At 58.8% G+C, this 14,547-nt stretch carries 21 protein-coding genes; 11 read left to right on the forward strand and 10 right to left on the reverse strand.

The genetic code is table 11. From position 1 onward, the window contains the following. The first annotated feature begins 35 nt into the window (after window positions 1-35). Genes C4J84_RS04470 through C4J84_RS04490 form a run of 5 tightly spaced genes read left to right on the forward strand, consistent with a single transcriptional unit; the run spans window position 36 to window position 3,801 of the window. Window positions 36-431 (forward strand): FagA protein, encoded by a 396-nt coding sequence (locus tag C4J84_RS04470; protein WP_124403089.1) that lies wholly within the window; start codon window positions 36-38, stop codon window positions 429-431. After that, window positions 424-1,800 (forward strand): lyase family protein, encoded by a 1,377-nt coding sequence (locus C4J84_RS04475; protein ID WP_124434976.1) that lies wholly within the window; start codon window positions 424-426, stop codon window positions 1,798-1,800. Before C4J84_RS04470 ends, C4J84_RS04475 begins: the two co-directional genes overlap by 8 nt. A 27-nt stretch (window positions 1,801-1,827) precedes the next feature. After that, entirely contained in the window at window positions 1,828-2,256 is a 429-nt protein-coding gene (locus tag C4J84_RS04480) for a hypothetical protein (protein WP_124434977.1), read from the forward strand. Between the two features lies 1 nt (window position 2,257). Then, complete coding sequence (locus tag C4J84_RS04485) at window positions 2,258-2,869, forward strand: superoxide dismutase (protein WP_124369664.1); 612 nt, start codon at window positions 2,258-2,260, stop codon at window positions 2,867-2,869. A 32-nt stretch (window positions 2,870-2,901) separates the two neighbouring features. After that, window positions 2,902-3,801 carry a ZIP family metal transporter gene (locus C4J84_RS04490; protein ID WP_124434978.1) on the forward strand — a complete coding sequence of 300 codons (900 nt, stop codon included), beginning with the start codon at window positions 2,902-2,904 and terminating at the stop codon, window positions 3,799-3,801. A gap of 25 nt (window positions 3,802-3,826) precedes the next feature. Here C4J84_RS04490 and C4J84_RS04495 read toward each other — a convergent pair whose 3' ends face one another. The 10 genes from C4J84_RS04495 to C4J84_RS04540 all read right to left on the reverse strand — a co-directional run bounded on the left by C4J84_RS04495 (window position 3,827) and on the right by C4J84_RS04540 (window position 10,836). Next, window positions 3,827-4,099, reverse strand: a complete 273-nt coding sequence (locus C4J84_RS04495) for an HPr family phosphocarrier protein (RefSeq protein ID WP_124365841.1) — start codon at window positions 4,097-4,099, stop codon at window positions 3,827-3,829. A gap of 16 nt (window positions 4,100-4,115) precedes the next feature. Further along, window positions 4,116-4,973 carry an RNase adapter RapZ gene (gene rapZ, locus C4J84_RS04500; protein ID WP_124361313.1) on the reverse strand — a complete coding sequence of 286 codons (858 nt, stop codon included), beginning with the start codon at window positions 4,971-4,973 and terminating at the stop codon, window positions 4,116-4,118. Between the two features lie 2 nt (window positions 4,974-4,975). Continuing rightward, window positions 4,976-5,440, reverse strand: coding sequence for a PTS IIA-like nitrogen regulatory protein PtsN (gene ptsN / locus C4J84_RS04505; protein WP_124369667.1), 465 nt, complete (start codon window positions 5,438-5,440; stop codon window positions 4,976-4,978). A gap of 10 nt (window positions 5,441-5,450) precedes the next feature. Continuing rightward, complete coding sequence (gene hpf, locus C4J84_RS04510) at window positions 5,451-5,756, reverse strand: ribosome hibernation-promoting factor, HPF/YfiA family (RefSeq protein WP_057724572.1); 306 nt, start codon at window positions 5,754-5,756, stop codon at window positions 5,451-5,453. Between the two features lie 76 nt (window positions 5,757-5,832). Continuing rightward, entirely contained in the window at window positions 5,833-7,326 is a 1,494-nt protein-coding gene (locus tag C4J84_RS04515; RefSeq protein WP_057724573.1) for an RNA polymerase factor sigma-54, read from the reverse strand. Window positions 7,327-7,510: 184 nt separating this feature from the next. Further along, window positions 7,511-8,236, reverse strand: coding sequence for an LPS export ABC transporter ATP-binding protein (gene lptB / locus C4J84_RS04520; RefSeq protein WP_004372092.1), 726 nt, complete (start codon window positions 8,234-8,236; stop codon window positions 7,511-7,513). Further along, a complete protein-coding gene (gene lptA / locus C4J84_RS04525) occupies window positions 8,236-8,769 on the reverse strand; it encodes a lipopolysaccharide transport periplasmic protein LptA (RefSeq protein ID WP_043050759.1) in 534 nt (177 codons plus the stop codon). The genes lptB and lptA overlap by 1 nt, the downstream gene beginning before the upstream one ends. Beyond that, window positions 8,756-9,328: an LPS export ABC transporter periplasmic protein LptC gene (gene lptC, locus C4J84_RS04530; protein WP_124361315.1), complete on the reverse strand. Its 573-nt coding sequence runs from the start codon at window positions 9,326-9,328 to the stop codon at window positions 8,756-8,758. Before lptC ends, lptA begins: the two co-directional genes overlap by 14 nt. Before the next feature lie 8 nt (window positions 9,329-9,336). Continuing rightward, window positions 9,337-9,861, reverse strand: a complete 525-nt coding sequence (locus tag C4J84_RS04535) for an HAD family hydrolase (protein WP_124365844.1) — start codon at window positions 9,859-9,861, stop codon at window positions 9,337-9,339. Next, on the reverse strand, window positions 9,862-10,836 hold the full coding sequence (locus tag C4J84_RS04540; RefSeq protein ID WP_124419300.1) for a KpsF/GutQ family sugar-phosphate isomerase: 975 nt from the start codon (window positions 10,834-10,836) through the stop codon (window positions 9,862-9,864). Between the two features lie 307 nt (window positions 10,837-11,143). Here C4J84_RS04540 and C4J84_RS04545 point away from each other — a divergent pair, with 307 nt between their 5' ends. From C4J84_RS04545 to C4J84_RS04570, 6 genes are all read left to right on the forward strand, one after another. After that, the gene (locus C4J84_RS04545; RefSeq protein ID WP_057724577.1) at window positions 11,144-11,953 is read left to right on the forward strand and encodes an ATP-binding cassette domain-containing protein; all 810 of its coding nucleotides are present in this window, start codon (window positions 11,144-11,146) and stop codon (window positions 11,951-11,953) included. Beyond that, complete coding sequence (mlaE, locus tag C4J84_RS04550) at window positions 11,953-12,750, forward strand: lipid asymmetry maintenance ABC transporter permease subunit MlaE (RefSeq protein WP_124365846.1); 798 nt, start codon at window positions 11,953-11,955, stop codon at window positions 12,748-12,750. The genes C4J84_RS04545 and mlaE overlap by 1 nt, the downstream gene beginning before the upstream one ends. Further along, the gene (mlaD, locus tag C4J84_RS04555) at window positions 12,750-13,217 is read left to right on the forward strand and encodes an outer membrane lipid asymmetry maintenance protein MlaD (protein ID WP_003171814.1); all 468 of its coding nucleotides are present in this window, start codon (window positions 12,750-12,752) and stop codon (window positions 13,215-13,217) included. The genes mlaE and mlaD overlap by 1 nt, the downstream gene beginning before the upstream one ends. 11 nt (window positions 13,218-13,228) lie before the next feature. Next, complete coding sequence (locus C4J84_RS04560) at window positions 13,229-13,876, forward strand: phospholipid-binding protein MlaC (protein WP_124365847.1); 648 nt, start codon at window positions 13,229-13,231, stop codon at window positions 13,874-13,876. Then, complete coding sequence (locus C4J84_RS04565; protein ID WP_124434979.1) at window positions 13,873-14,178, forward strand: lipid asymmetry maintenance protein MlaB; 306 nt, start codon at window positions 13,873-13,875, stop codon at window positions 14,176-14,178. The genes C4J84_RS04560 and C4J84_RS04565 overlap by 4 nt, the downstream gene beginning before the upstream one ends. Before the next feature lie 116 nt (window positions 14,179-14,294). Next, complete coding sequence (locus tag C4J84_RS04570; RefSeq protein ID WP_124361320.1) at window positions 14,295-14,534, forward strand: BolA family protein; 240 nt, start codon at window positions 14,295-14,297, stop codon at window positions 14,532-14,534. Window positions 14,535-14,547: the final 13 nt, after the last annotated feature.

The following is a 14,547-nucleotide window of genomic DNA, read 5'->3' on the forward strand; positions in this document are numbered from 1 at the left end:
TAATAATGAATATCATTACTGAATGAGTGTGGATCATGAGTTCTGTCTTGCATGAGGACCCGTACCTGGAAAGTTGGCGGTGGATGAGTCGTCAGATTCGCTGCGGGCTCGACCCCAATGAGCCTCGCCTGATCGAACATTACCTCAATGAGGGGCGCTATCTGGCGTGTTGCACCGCGACCCACCCGTGGACGATCGCCGAAACGTCATTTCGATTGCTCATCGACACCGCCAACGATATCGCACTGCCCTGGCATTGGCGCTCCTCGTGTCTGGACCAGGCCTGGCGCCCCCTGCGTGACCTGGAAAAACTCTCTCACTGTGCCTGCCGCCTCAAGCGCTGGCAGGCCTTCGCCTGGCAATTGGCGACATGCCAATTGCTGCCATCCCTCTCTCACGCCGACTTGGTGCAAGGATCTGATGATGAGTAACACCCGTATCGAACGCGACAGCATGGGCGAACTGCAAGTCCCCGCGGAGGCCTTGTACGGTGCGCAAACCCAGCGCGCGGTGAACAACTTTCCGATCAGCCATCAGCGTATGCCCGCGCAGTTCATTCGCGCGCTTATCCTGGCCAAGGCCGCTGCCGCCAGGGCCAACGTCGACCTCAAGCAAATCAACGAAGGGCAGGGCAAGGCCATTGTCGATGCCGCCCAAGGTTTATTGGAAGGCGACTACATGCAGCACTTTCCGGTGGATATCTTCCAGACCGGCTCCGGCACCAGCTCCAACATGAATGCCAACGAAGTGATTGCGACCCTGGCCAGCCGGTTGCTGGGCGAGGTGGTAAACCCCAATGACCACGTCAACTGCGGACAAAGCAGCAACGACATCATCCCGACCACCATTCATGTCAGCGCCGCGCTGGTGCTGCACGAGCAAACACTGCCGGCCTTGCTGCACCTGGTGCAGGTGATCGAGCACAAGGCCGAAGCAGTCCACCCTTTTATCAAGACCGGTCGTACTCACTTGATGGATGCCATGCCGGTGCGCATGAGCCAAGTGCTCAATGGCTGGGCGCAGCAGCTCAAGGCCAATGTCGGCCACCTGCAAGACCTGCTGCCGGCGCTGCAGGCGTTGGCCCAGGGCGGCACGGCGGTAGGCACCGGCATCAACGCACACCCGGAGTTTGCCGCACGCTTCAGCCAGCACCTGAGCCAGCTGACCCAGGTGACGTTCACGCCGGGCAAGAACCTGTTTGCGTTGATTGGTTCCCAGGACACCGCCGTCGCCGTCTCCGGCCAGTTGAAAGCCACCGCTGTATCGCTGATGAAGATCGCCAATGACCTGCGCTGGATGAACTCCGGCCCGTTGGCCGGCCTCGGCGAAATCGAGCTGGAAGGTCTGCAGCCGGGGTCGTCGATCATGCCGGGCAAGGTCAATCCGGTAATCCCGGAAGCCACGGCCATGGTGGCTGCCCAGGTGATTGGCAACGACACGGTGATCACCGTCGCCGGCCAATCCGGCAACTTCGAGCTGAACGTGATGCTGCCGATCGTCGCCCAGAACCTGCTCAGTAGCCTGGAGTTGCTGGCCAACGCCAGCCGTTTGCTGGCGGACAAGGCTATTGCCAGCTTCAAGGTCAACGAAGCCAAACTCAAGGAGGCGTTGTCGCGCAACCCGATTCTGGTCACCGCCCTCAATCCGATCATTGGTTACCAAAAGGCCGCTGAAATCGCCAAGCAGGCTTATCAGCAGGGTCGTCCGGTGATCGATGTCGCCCTCGAACACACCGACTTGCCGCGCAGCCAACTGGAAGTCCTGCTGGACCCGGAAAAGCTTACGGCGGGCGGCGTGTAATCACCGACCCTGTTTTGGAGGCTCACCATGGAGCACTGGAAACGCACGATCGAACGGGCCAATCGCTGTTTTATGGCGGGCGAGCTGGTAGACGCCCGCGAGGCCTACTTGCAAGCCCTGGCCCTCGCCCAGGTGTTGTTCGAACGCTGGGCGGATGCCGACGAAGCCGTGGCGGCTTGCGTCATTTCCCATCACAACCTGGCAGACCTGCACCTGCGCCTGAACCAGCCTGAAGAAAGCGCGGAATACCTCTGCGCCATTCACCAGCGTCTACTGCAGGCCATGCAGGACGCGCGGCTCAGTTCGCAGTTGCGCGAGGCGGTGTTGCGCCAGAGCAGCAAAACCTACGTCGAACTGTTGAATTTCATCAGCGATCACGGCGAGTACCCGCGCACCCATCGCTTGCTGGGCAGCGCCGCTTCGCAGCCGACCCCCTCTCACTATGGAGCACATTGATATGACCTACACCCTGCCGGCTTTGCCTTACGCCTACGACGCCCTCGAACCCCATATCGATGCGCAAACCATGGAAATTCACTACACCAAGCATCACCAGACCTACATCAATAACCTTAATGCTGCGGTCGAGGGCACCGAGTTCGCAGGCTGGCCGGTGGAGAAGCTGGTTTCCAGCGTTGAAAAATTACCGGAGCAATTACGCGCTGCCGTGGTCAATCAAGGAGGCGGGCATGCCAACCATTCGCTGTTCTGGGCGGTCATGTCGCCCACAGGTGGCGGAAAACCTGAGGGGGAACTGGGCAAGGCGATCGACGAGCAACTGGGTGGCTTCGACAGTTTCAAGGAGGCCTTTACCAAAGCGGCGTTGACCCGTTTCGGCAGCGGCTGGGCCTGGTTGAGCGTCACCCCGCAAAAGACCTTGGTGGTGGAAAGCAGCGGCAACCAGGACAGCCCGCTGATGAGCGGCAACACGCCGATCCTCGGTTTGGACGTTTGGGAGCACGCTTATTACCTGCTGTATCAAAACCGACGACCGGAGTACATCAATGCATTCTATAGCGTCATCAATTGGCCGGAGGTTGCCGCGCGCTACCAGGCCGCTTTGGCCTGATATTCACCCTATAACAAGATCTAAGGCCGACTATGGGTACTGAAACACTGGCGATTAGCAGCGTGCGATTATTTCGCTACGCGTTAGGCTCCCTGCTTGTATTAGTCGGTACGGCCTTACTGGTGGCCCATGGGCTGGCCTGGCTCGACCTTGAACCGCGCATCTTGCGCGCTTTGCAGGGCGGGGCGATCTGCGCACTCGGCACCGCCCTGGGCGCGGTGCCGGTGCTGGTGCTGGTGATCCGCAGAATGCCAGCGGCGCTGAGCGATACCTTGCTGGGGTTTGGGGCGGGGGTCATGCTGGCGGCGACTGCCTTTTCGCTGGTTGTGCCGGGCATTGCCGCCGCTGAGAGCCTGGGATTGTCGCCCTGGGGCGCGGCTGGCTTGATCAGCTTCGGCATTATGCTGGGTGCATTCGGGCTCTATCTCGTGGACCGCAAGGTCTCCGGCGCCAGCCCGGAAATGCTGGTGGGCACGCCGGATAAGCCGGTTATCCCACCGCGCATCTGGCTCTTCGTGTTTGCCATCATTGCCCACAACATCCCGGAAGGCATGGCCGTGGGGGTCTCTGCGGGTGGCGGCATGGCAGATGCAGACAGCCTCGCCATGGGCATTGCTCTGCAGGACGTACCGGAAGGCCTGGTGATCGCGCTGGTATTGGCTGGGGCGGGAATGTCGCGGATCAAGGCGTTCCTGATCGGCGCTGCGTCAGGTTTGGTCGAACCGGTCTTTGCAGTGCTGTGCGCGTGGTTGGTGAGCCTTGCCGAAGTGCTGTTGCCCCTGGGGCTGGCGCTGGCTGCTGGCGCGATGCTGCTGGTGGTGACCCATGAGGTCATCCCCGAGTCACGCCGAAACGGTCACGATAAGCTCGCCAGCCTGGGGTTGTGCATCGGGTTTTGCTTGATGATGGTGATGGATACGGCGTTAGGGTAAAGCTTACTCTGATGGAGGGAAGAGCTTATTCGCCTTCATCAAAGTAGTTATTGATCAACGCCACCAATGCTTCCATCGCTTCGTGCTCCTGCTCACCCTCGGTTTTCAGGTGGATTTTGGTACCTTTGCCTGCGGCAAGCATCATCATCGCCATGATGCTTTTACCGTCGACCATCGATTCTGGCGTGCGCCCGGCGCGTATCTGGCAGGGGAACTGCCCGGCAACGCCGACAAACTTGGCTGAGGCTCGGGCGTGCAAACCCAGCTTGTTGATGATTTCAATTTCCCGAGCCGGCATCGCAGTGGTGTTCCTTTCAGCTAAGGTCGCGGTGGCGAACCTGGACATTCTTGAGGGTTTGTTGCAGCACCTGGCCGAGCCGTTCCGTCAGGTAGACGGAGCGGTGGTGGCCACCGGTGCAGCCAATGGCAATGGTGACATAGGCGCGATTGCTCGCGGCAAAGCGCGGTAACCATTTGAGCAGGTAGGTGGAGATGTCCTGGAACATCTCTTCCACATCCGCTTGTGCCGCCAGATAGTCGATCACGGGCTGATCGAGCCCGGATTGATCGCGCAACTCCGGCTTCCAATAAGGATTGGGCAGGCAGCGCACGTCGAACACCAGGTCTGCATCCACCGGCATGCCACGTTTGAAGCCAAACGATTCGACCAGAAACGCTGTGCCGGGCTCCGGCTGGTTCAGCAATCGCAGTTTGATCGCATCGCGCAGCTGGTACAGGTTCAAGTTGGTGGTGTTGATCTTGAGGTCGGCCAGATCGATGATCGGCCCCAGCAGCTTGGTCTCGTCCTGGATGGCTTCCGCCAGGGAGCGGTTGGCGCTGCTGAGCGGATGGCGTCGACGGGTTTCGGAGAAACGCTTGAGCAGGGTTTCTTCGTCGGCATCCAGGTACAGCACGTCGCAATGAATATGCTTGGCGCGCACTTCCTCAAGCAGTTCGGGGAAGCGCGACAGATGGCTGGGCAGGTTGCGGGCGTCGATCGACACGGCGACCAGCGGTTGCGCCAGTTCGGTGTGGATCAGGGCGCGCTCGGCCAATTCCGGCAGCAGGCCGGCGGGCAGGTTGTCGATGCAATAGAAGCCGCTGTCTTCAAGCACATTAAGGGCAGTGCTCTTGCCCGAGCCGGAACGGCCACTGACGATGATCAAACGCATGATTATTGCCCGCTTTGCTCATCCAGGACGACCTGATACAACGCCTCATTACTTTCGGCACTGCGCAGTTTATCGCGTACTTCCTTGCGGTCGAGCATGCTGGCGATCTGCCGGAGCAGTTCCAGGTGCGCATCGGTGGCAGCTTGTGGGACCAGCAGAACGAACAGCAGGTCGACCGGAGCGCCGTCGATGGCATCGAAATCGATGGGGTGATCCAGGTGCAGCAGTGCGCTGACCGGAGTTGTGCAGCCTTTGAGGCGGCAGTGGGGGATGGCGATGCCGTTGCCAAAACCGGTCGAGCCAAGTTTTTCACGGGCGATCAGAGCCTCGAAGACATCTTGCATCTCCAGGTCAGGCACTTGGCTGCTGATCAGGTTGGCAATTTGTTCGAGGGCTTTTTTCTTGCTGCCGCCCGGCACGTTCACAAGGGAACGGCCGGGGGTCAGGATGGTTTCAAGTCGGATCATGGGGGGAGAGTTAACGACCTGTACCTTGCATCAGGTGCAGATTCTTTTCCTTATGCTTTTTGAGTTGGCGGTCAAGCTTGTCGGTGAGCAAGTCGATCGATGCATACATGTCTTCATGCTCGGCGTTAGCAACCACTTCGCCACCGGGTATCTGCAGGGTCGCTTCAATTTTCTGCTGAAGCTTATCGACCTTCATGATGACCTGCACGTTGGTGATCTTGTCGAAATGTCCTTCAAGCTTTTTCAGCTTCTGTTCGACGTATTCGCGCATGGGTGGGGTGACTTCTACATGGTGTCCACTGATGTTGACTTGCATACAGCTTCTCCTTCGTTGCCAGTGCATAAAGCGGCAGGCGAAAAGCGCCTGCCACTGGAACGCTGTGCCCCGCCCGTCACATCAAACGCTTTCGCTCGCTGGAAGGCGCGATCCCGAGAGACTCGCGGTACTTGGCGACGGTTCGACGGGCGACCTGAATGCCTTGTGCCTCCAGTAAACCAGCGATCTTGCTGTCACTCAACGGCTTTTTCTGATTTTCCGCGGCAACCAGTTTTTTGATGATCGCGCGGATCGCCGTGGACGAGCATTCGCCGCCTTCGGAGGTGCTTACATGGCTGGAGAAAAAGTATTTCAGCTCATAAATACCCCGTGGGGTATGCATGAATTTTTGCGTGGTCACCCGTGAAATCGTCGATTCGTGCATGCCGACCGCTTCAGCGATGTCGTGCAGTACCAGGGGCTTCATTGCCTCGTCGCCATATTCCAGGAAGCCGCGCTGGTGCTCGACGATCTGGGTGGCCACTTTCATCAGGGTTTCATTGCGGCTTTGCAGGCTCTTGATGAACCAGCGTGCTTCCTGCAGCTGGTTGCGCATGAAGGTGTTGTCGGCGCTGGTATCGGCGCGGCGCACGAAGCCGGCGTATTGTGGGTTGACCCGCAGACGTGGCACCGACTCCTGGTTCAGTTCCACCAGCCAGCGCTCGTTGTCTTTGCGCACGATCACATCAGGCACGACATATTCGGCTTCGCTGGACTCGATCTGCGAGCCCGGCCGAGGGTTGAGGCTCTGAACCAGCTCGATAACCTGGCGCAGCTCGTCTTCCTTGAGCTTCATGCGGCGCATCAGCTGGCTGTAGTCGCGGCTGCCGAGCAGGTCGATGTAGTCGCTGACCAGGCGCTTGGCTTCAGCGAGCCACGGGGTTTTGGCCGGTAGCTGGCGCAATTGCAGCAGCAGGCACTCGCTGAGCGTACGGGCGCCAATGCCGGCGGGTTCGAATTGCTGGATACGGTGCAGGACGGCTTCGATCTCGTCCAGTTCGATATCCAGCTCCGGGTCGAAGGCCTCAAGAATTTCTTCGAGCGTTTCGTCCAGATAACCCTGGTTATTGATGCAGTCGATCAGGGTGACGGCGATCAAGCGATCGGTGTCGGACATCGGCGCCAGGTTCAGCTGCCACAGCAGGTGGCTCTGCAGGCTCTCGCCGACCGACGTACGGGTGGTAAAGTCCCATTCGTCATCGTCATTGCTGGGCAGGCTGCTGGCGCTGGTCTGGTAGACGTCTTCCCATGCGGTGTCCACCGGAAGCTCGTTGGGAATGCGTTCGTTCCATTCGCCGTCCTCAAGGTTGTCCACCGTAGGGGCGGTTTCCTGATAGGACGGTTCCTGTACATCAGGATTGGGCTTTTGCTCGATATTGTCGGCCAAGGGGTCGGTATTGTCGAAGTCGTCGCCTTCTTCCTGGCGTTCGAGCATCGGATTGGACTCCAGGGCCTCCTGGATTTCCTGTTGCAGGTCCAGGGTCGACAATTGGAGCAGGCGGATGGCCTGTTGCAGCTGCGGTGTCATCGTCAGCTGCTGGCCCATTCTCAGGACTAGCGATGGTTTCATGGCAGGGGCTTAACACCTTATTCGCCGGCGCAATGCGCCATCCACGACAGGGCGCGTGAGCGCCAAACATAAGCAAATTATATGCCTGATATCGGGGCCTTTGCCTAGAGCGCGGTAACAATAAAAAAGCTGAGTTTTTTATTGACTCGCTCGCGCGCTCGCAAAGGGCCCGATATCACCGTGTTTACAGGCGGAACTCGTGACCCAGATAAACTTCCTTCACCAGTTCGTTGGCCAGGATCGTCGCGGAATCACCTTCGGCAATCAATTGCCCGTCGTTGACGATATAAGCGGTTTCGCAGATATCGAGGGTTTCACGGACGTTGTGGTCGGTGATCAGCACACCGATGCCCTTGGCCTTGAGGTGGTGAATGATCTGCTTGATGTCGCCCACCGAAATCGGGTCAACGCCAGCGAACGGTTCGTCCAGCAAGATGAATTTGGGGGCGGTCGCCAGGGCGCGGGCGATCTCCACGCGGCGACGCTCACCACCGGACAAGCTCATGCCGAGGTTGTCGCGAATGTGGTTGATGTGGAACTCCTGCAACAGGCTTTCCAATTCCTGGCGGCGGCCGTCGCGGTCGAGTTCCTTGCGGGTCTCGAGGATTGCCATGATGTTGTCGGCTACCGACAGTTTGCGGAAGATCGACGCCTCCTGCGGAAGATAGCCGATACCTGCGCGCGCACGGCCGTGCATCGGCTGGTGGCTGACGTCCAGGTCATCGATCAATACACGCCCCTGGTCCGCCTGGACCAGCCCGACGATCATGTAGAAGCACGTGGTCTTGCCGGCACCGTTGGGGCCGAGCAGACCGACAATCTGGCCGCTGTCGATCGACAGGCTGACATCGCGTACCACCTGGCGGCTTTTATAGGCCTTGGCCAGATGCTGGGCTTTCAGGGTTGCCATTACTCGGCCTTCTTCTTCGGCTGGATGACCATGTCGATCCGTGGGCGAGGCGCGGTGACCTTGTTGCCATTGGCGCGACCCGCCTGGGCGACCTGGGTCTGGGTGTTGTAGACGATCTTCTCGCCTTCGGTGGAGTTACCGTCGGCACTGAGCACCTTGGCCTGGTCAATCAGCACAATGCGATTTTGCTGGGCATGGTACTGGATAGTCTTGCCATAGCCTTTCATCGGCCCTGGGTCTTCTGCCTTTTGCTTCTGCTCGAAGTAAGCCAGGTTGCCCACCGAGGTCACGACGTCGATATCGCCAGCCTGGGTGCGAGTCAGGGTCACCGTATTACCGGTGATCTTCATCGAGCCTTGGGTGATGATCACGCCACCGGTGTAGGTCGCGACGCCTTGCTTGTCATCCAGCTGCGCATCGTCGGCCGAGATGTGGATCGGTTGCTGGCTATCGTTCGGCAGAGCCCAGGCGCTCACGCTTCCCAGTGCTGCGCCCAGACCGAGCAAAATAGGGAGGGTTTTAACGAGCCTCATACTGTCCTCTTACGTTCGATAGCAGGTGTATCCTGCTTTCTTTCAAATACGCTTTCATTCCCTTGCCGGTCGATACACCGCCAGCGCCGTCGATTCTAACGTCTTGCTCGGTCTGCGCATATTGCTGTTGTGGGAATACCGTCATGCGACTGCTGGTAATAATGGTGTCCCGGTTCTGCGCGTCTGTACGTGCGACGCGCACCGAGTCGATCAGTTCGATTTCGGTGCCGTCCGGATTGACCTCGCCACGCAGGCTGGTGACGTGCCATGGCAGTTCGGTGCCACGGTACATGTTCAAGTCCGGGTTGGTCAGCAGGCTGACTTCCGAGGCTTTCAAGCGCTCGACCTTGTCGGAGACCAACTCGTACTGCACCTTGCCATCGGGCAGGAACTGCACGGTATGGGTGTTGGTGGCGAAGTTGTCGATGACACTTTCATCAACCTGCACGACAGGCTTGTCGAGAAAGCGCTCCGGGCTGATATTCCAGTAGCCCACCGCGAGCAACAGCGCGGCGATGGCTCCGAATAGCAGGAAGTTGCGAATCTTTTTGCTCAGCATATAACGCTCTATAAGTAGGCGGCGTGGGCCGCTTCAAGACTGCCCTGGGCACGCAGGATCAACTCGCAGAACTCGCGGGCGGCACCTTCGCCACCGCGGGCGGCGGTAATGCCATGGGCGTGTTCACGCACAAACGCTGCGGCATTGGCGACGGCCATGCCCAGGCCTACCCGACGGATCACCGGCAGGTCAGGCAGATCGTCACCCAGATAGGCGACCTGTTCATAGCTTAGGTTGAGTTGGCCAAGAAGCTCGTCCAGCACCACCAGTTTATCCTCGCGGCCTTGATACAGGTGAGCAATTCCGAGGTTTTGTGCGCGACGTTCCACAACGGGGGTCTTTCGACCGCTGATAATCGCTGTTTGTACGCCTGCCGCCATCAGCATCTTGATGCCCTGGCCGTCGAGGGTGTTGAACGTCTTGAATTCGCTGCCGTCTTCGAGAAAGTACAGGCGGCCATCGGTCAGCACGCCATCGACGTCGAATATCGCCAACTTGATGTTTTTACCGCGTTGCAACAGGTCGCTGGTCATTTACATCACTCCTGCACGCAACAAGTCGTGCATGTTCAGGGCGCCGATAGGGTGGTCGTGGTCATCGACCACCACCAGCGCGCCGATCTTGTGGTCTTCCATGATCTTCAGGGCTTCGGCTGCAAGCATCTCGGCGCGCGCGGTCTTGCCGTGGGGCGTCATCACGGCATCGATGGTTGCGGTATGGATGTCGATGGCCCGGTCCAGGGTGCGCCGCAGATCACCGTCGGTGAACACGCCGGCCAGTCGGCCATCGGCTTCCAGGATCACGGTCATGCCCAGGCCCTTGCGGGTCATTTCCATCAACGCGTCCTTGAGCAAGGTGCCGCGTTGCACGTGGGGCAGTTCATCGCCCGCATGCATGACGTTTTCCACTTTCAACAGCAAGCGACGGCCCAGGGCGCCACCGGGGTGCGAAAATGCGAAATCTTCAGCGGTGAACCCACGAGCCTCAAGCAGCGCCACCGCCAGCGCGTCGCCCATGACCAGTGCCGCAGTCGTCGACGAGGTGGGCGCCAGGTTCAGCGGACAGGCTTCATGGGCGACATGAACGTTCAAGTTCACTTCGGCGGCCTTGGCCAGTGTCGATTCCGGGTTGCCGGTGACGCTGATCATCTTGATGCCCAGGCGCTTGATCAGAGGCAGCAGGGTGACGATTTCGTTAGTGGTACCGGAGTTGGACAATGCCAGAATCACGTCATCCTTGGTAATCATGCCCATATCACCATGGCTGGCTTCGGCCGGGTGCACGAAGAACGCTGTGGTTCCGGTGCTGGCCAGCGTAGCGGCGATCTTGTTGCCGACGTGGCCGGACTTACCCATGCCAACCACGACAACGCGGCCTTTGCTGGCCAGAATCATCTCGCAGGCGCGTACGAAATCTGCGTCGATATGCGCCAACAAACCTTCTACGGCTTCCAGCTCGAGGCGGATGGTGCGTTGTGCGGATTGGATGAGGTCGCTGGATTGGCTCATGTCTGAAGTCGTATAGCCTGACGAAAAGTCGGCGATTATAGCGGTAATGATCGATTCGCTCACATAAGTTCGTCAGGCTTTATTCTAAGCGTCTCCAAGATTCGTCTGAATAACATCGCCGGCAACGTTTTTCCCTGTGCTGAATCTGAACAAGCGCTGTTCCGGCCTTGGGGGCTCTGCACCAGCAGTGATATAGTTCGCGGCCAGTTCGGTCCGCCCAACCCATGGCGTAACTATTGCACATCCGTTGCAAACCAAAATCGCATACATGGTGTCTGAGTGAAAGGCTGCATCCCAAGGAGATTAGATGAGTGCCGATAACGCCTACGCGGTCGAGCTGAAGGGCCTTTCCTTCAAGCGCGGTACGCGCAGCATCTTCAATAACGTCGATATTCGCATTCCTCGCGGAAAAGTCACGGGCATCATGGGGCCTTCCGGTTGCGGCAAGACCACCTTGTTGCGCCTGATGGGCATGCAATTGCGCCCCAGTGCCGGCGAAGTGTGGGTCAACGGCCAGAACCTGCCGACGCTGTCGCGCAGCGATCTGTTCGATGCGCGCAAGCACATGGGGGTACTGTTCCAGAGCGGTGCGCTGTTTACCGACCTCGATGTTTTCGAAAACGTAGCGTTCCCGCTGCGGGTGCATACCCAGCTGTCCGACGAGATGATTCGTGACATTGTGTTGCTCAAGCTGCAGGCCGTAGGGCTTCGCGGGGCCATCGACCTGATGCCTGACGAATTGTCCGGTGGCATGAAGCGTCGTGTCGCCCTGGCGCGAGCCATCGCCCTCGACCCGCAGATCCTCATGTATGACGAGCCTTTCGTAGGCCAGGACCCCATCGCCATGGGCGTACTGGTGCGCCTGATCCGTCTGCTCAACGATGCCTTGGGCATCACCAGCATCGTGGTATCTCACGATCTGGCCGAAACCGCGAGCATCGCTGACTACCTCTATGTAGTGGGTGATGGCCAGGTGCTGGGGCAGGGGACGCCAGAAGAGCTGATGAACGCCGATAACCCGCGCATTCGCCAATTCATGACCGGCGATCCTGATGGCCCGGTGCCTTTTCACTTTCCGGCAGCGGACTACCGCGCAGATCTTCTGGGGAAGCGCTGATGCGCAAGACATCTATTATCGAAAAGGTTCGCCTTTTCGGTCGCTCGGGCATCGACATCGTCGAAGTCCTCGGGCGTTCGACTATTTTCCTGTTTCACGCCTTGCTCGGCCGCGGCGGCATCGGCGGCGGCTTTGGCTTGCTGCTCAAGCAACTGCATGCGGTCGGCGTGATGTCCCTGGTGATCATCGTGGTCTCCGGGATGTTCATCGGCATGGTGCTGGCGCTGCAAGGCTTCAACATTCTGTCCAGCTACGGTTCAGAACAGGCGGTAGGGCAGATGGTTGCCCTGACGCTGTTGCGTGAACTGGGGCCGGTGGTCACCGCGTTGCTGTTCGCCGGGCGTGCAGGTTCTGCGTTGACCGCCGAAATCGGTAACATGAAGTCCACCGAACAGCTGTCCAGCCTGGAAATGATCGGCGTGGACCCGCTCAAGTACATTGTTGCCCCGCGCCTGTGGGCCGGCTTCATTTCCCTTCCGCTGCTGGCAATGATCTTCAGCGTGGTCGGGATCTGGGGCGGTTCGTGGGTGGCGGTGGACTGGTTGGGCGTCTACGACGGTTCCTACTGGGCCAACATGCAAAACAGCGTGACCTTCACGGGTGACGTGCTCAACGGCATCATAAAGAGCATCGTTTTCGCCTTTGTAGTGACCTGGATCGCCGTATTCCAAGGCTATGACTGTGAGCCCACTTCAGAAGGGATCAGTCGCGCCACCACCAAGACCGTTGTATACGCCTCGCTGGCGGTACTGGGCCTTGACTTCATTTTGACCGCCTTGATGTTTGGAGATTTCTGATGCAAAACCGCACTGTGGAGATCGGTGTCGGCCTTTTCTTGCTGGCTGGCATCCTGGCTTTACTGTTGCTGGCCCTGCGGGTCAGTGGCCTGTCGGCCAGCCCCACCGCCGACACATATAAACTTTATGCGTACTTCGACAATATCGCCGGTTTGACGGTCAGAGCTAAAGTGACCATGGCCGGTGTGACCATCGGCAAGGTCACGGCAATCGATCTGGATCGCGACAGCTTCACCGGCCGAGTGACGATGCAGTTGGACAAGAAGGTAGATAATCTGCCGACTGACTCCACGGCATCTATCCTCACTGCTGGCCTGCTGGGCGAGAAGTACATCGGTGTCAGCGTAGGTGGGGAAACAGCCCTGCTCAAGGATGGCTCGACCATCCACGACACACAGTCGTCGTTGGTGCTTGAAGACCTGATCGGTAAATTCCTGCTCAACACGGTCAATAAAGACGCCAAATGAGGAATCTGTTCATGCTCTCTACCTTGCGACGTGGCCTTCTGGTTCTGCTTGCAGCGCTGCCGTTGATGGCCAACGCAGCCGGTTCTGCCCACGAACTGGTGCAGGACACCACCAACAAAATGTTGGCTGACCTGTCGGCCAACAAGGAAAAGTACAAACAAGACCCGAGCCAGTTCTACAACGCGCTCAATACCATTGTCGGTCCGGTGGTGGATGCCGAAGGCATCTCCAAAAGCATCATGACCGTCAAGTATTCGCGCAAGGCCACACCTGCGCAGATGCAGCGTTTCCAGGAAAACTTCAAGCGCGGCCTGTTCCAGTTCTACGGTAACGCCTTGCTTGAGTACAACAATCAGGGGATTACCGTCGCTCCGGCCGGTGATGAGTCGGGTGATCGCACCAGCGTCAACATGACCGTCAAAGGCACCAATGGCGCCGTGTACCCTGTGCAGTACACGCTGGAGAAGGTCAATGGCGAGTGGAAGCTGCGTAACGTGATCATCAACGGCATCAATATCGGCAAGCTGTTCCGTGACCAGTTCGCCGACGCGATGCAGCGCAATGGCAACGACCTGGACAAGACCATCAATGGTTGGGCCGGCGAAGTGGCCAAGGCCAAGGAAACTTCCGATAAGGAAGCCGGGAAACCAGCGCCATGACCGAGTCGGCTGTTCGTATCGGCGATGCCGGCGAGCTGTTCCTCAGCGGCGTGCTCGATTACCGCACCGGGCCTGACCTGCGCAAGCAGGGCCAGGCCCTGATCAAGGCCAGCACCGCGCCTGCGCTGGTGCTGGATTGCTCGGCGGTAACCAAGTCCAGCAGCGTCGGTCTGTCGTTGCTGCTGTGCTTCATGCGCGATGCCGCTGCGGTAAAAAAGCCGGTCAGTCTCCGTGCGTTGCCTGAAGACATGCGCGAGATCGCCGAGGTTTCCGGATTGGCCGAGCTGTTGGCACACCCGTAATACACATTTATCAGAGAAGCCCTCCGTCAGAGTCCTGCTATGCGGGGTTCGCAGGCGCGGGGCTTTTTTTGTATGATGTGCGACCCGTGCGCACTGGGCGCCGATAGAGGTTGAGCATGCAGGCCCTAGAAGTTAAGAGCTTCCTTGAAGGAAAGCTGCCGGACACGGCTGTAGAAGTTGAAGGCGAAGGCTGCAATTTCCAGCTGAACGTGATCAGCGATGAACTGGCGGCATTGAGCCCGGTCAAGCGTCAGCAGCAGATCTATGCCCATTTGAACCCATGGATCACCGATGGCAGCATCCATGCGGTCACTATGAAATTTTTCAGCCGCGCGGCCTGGGCCGAGCGCACCTGAGCCCCCAAGGCGT

The organism is Pseudomonas sp. R11-23-07 (assembly GCF_003852295.1).
In the GTDB taxonomy this organism is placed as follows: Bacteria; Pseudomonadota; Gammaproteobacteria; order Pseudomonadales; family Pseudomonadaceae; genus Aquipseudomonas.

What these genes read in the sequence shown, in the direction of transcription:
- C4J84_RS04470 (WP_124403089.1), top strand. Translation starts at nt 36, where the DNA reads ATGAGTTCTGTCTTGCATGAGGACCCGTACCTGGAAAGTTGGCGGTGG.
- C4J84_RS04475 (WP_124434976.1), top strand. Translation starts at nt 424, where the DNA reads ATGAGTAACACCCGTATCGAACGCGACAGCATGGGCGAACTGCAAGTC.
- C4J84_RS04480 (WP_124434977.1), top strand. Translation starts at nt 1,828, where the DNA reads ATGGAGCACTGGAAACGCACGATCGAACGGGCCAATCGCTGTTTTATG.
- C4J84_RS04485 (WP_124369664.1), top strand. Translation starts at nt 2,258, where the DNA reads ATGACCTACACCCTGCCGGCTTTGCCTTACGCCTACGACGCCCTCGAA.
- C4J84_RS04490 (WP_124434978.1), top strand. Translation starts at nt 2,902, where the DNA reads ATGGGTACTGAAACACTGGCGATTAGCAGCGTGCGATTATTTCGCTAC.
- C4J84_RS04495 (WP_124365841.1), bottom strand. Translation starts at nt 4,099, where the DNA reads ATGCCGGCTCGGGAAATTGAAATCATCAACAAGCTGGGTTTGCACGCC.
- rapZ (WP_124361313.1), bottom strand. Translation starts at nt 4,973, where the DNA reads ATGCGTTTGATCATCGTCAGTGGCCGTTCCGGCTCGGGCAAGAGCACT.
- ptsN (WP_124369667.1), bottom strand. Translation starts at nt 5,440, where the DNA reads ATGATCCGACTTGAAACCATCCTGACCCCCGGCCGTTCCCTTGTGAAC.
- hpf (WP_057724572.1), bottom strand. Translation starts at nt 5,756, where the DNA reads ATGCAAGTCAACATCAGTGGACACCATGTAGAAGTCACCCCACCCATG.
- C4J84_RS04515 (WP_057724573.1), bottom strand. Translation starts at nt 7,326, where the DNA reads ATGAAACCATCGCTAGTCCTGAGAATGGGCCAGCAGCTGACGATGACA.
- lptB (WP_004372092.1), bottom strand. Translation starts at nt 8,236, where the DNA reads ATGGCAACCCTGAAAGCCCAGCATCTGGCCAAGGCCTATAAAAGCCGC.
- lptA (WP_043050759.1), bottom strand. Translation starts at nt 8,769, where the DNA reads ATGAGGCTCGTTAAAACCCTCCCTATTTTGCTCGGTCTGGGCGCAGCA.
- lptC (WP_124361315.1), bottom strand. Translation starts at nt 9,328, where the DNA reads ATGCTGAGCAAAAAGATTCGCAACTTCCTGCTATTCGGAGCCATCGCC.
- C4J84_RS04535 (WP_124365844.1), bottom strand. Translation starts at nt 9,861, where the DNA reads ATGACCAGCGACCTGTTGCAACGCGGTAAAAACATCAAGTTGGCGATA.
- C4J84_RS04540 (WP_124419300.1), bottom strand. Translation starts at nt 10,836, where the DNA reads ATGAGCCAATCCAGCGACCTCATCCAATCCGCACAACGCACCATCCGC.
- C4J84_RS04545 (WP_057724577.1), top strand. Translation starts at nt 11,144, where the DNA reads ATGAGTGCCGATAACGCCTACGCGGTCGAGCTGAAGGGCCTTTCCTTC.
- mlaE (WP_124365846.1), top strand. Translation starts at nt 11,953, where the DNA reads ATGCGCAAGACATCTATTATCGAAAAGGTTCGCCTTTTCGGTCGCTCG.
- mlaD (WP_003171814.1), top strand. Translation starts at nt 12,750, where the DNA reads ATGCAAAACCGCACTGTGGAGATCGGTGTCGGCCTTTTCTTGCTGGCT.
- C4J84_RS04560 (WP_124365847.1), top strand. Translation starts at nt 13,229, where the DNA reads ATGCTCTCTACCTTGCGACGTGGCCTTCTGGTTCTGCTTGCAGCGCTG.
- C4J84_RS04565 (WP_124434979.1), top strand. Translation starts at nt 13,873, where the DNA reads ATGACCGAGTCGGCTGTTCGTATCGGCGATGCCGGCGAGCTGTTCCTC.
- C4J84_RS04570 (WP_124361320.1), top strand. Translation starts at nt 14,295, where the DNA reads ATGCAGGCCCTAGAAGTTAAGAGCTTCCTTGAAGGAAAGCTGCCGGAC.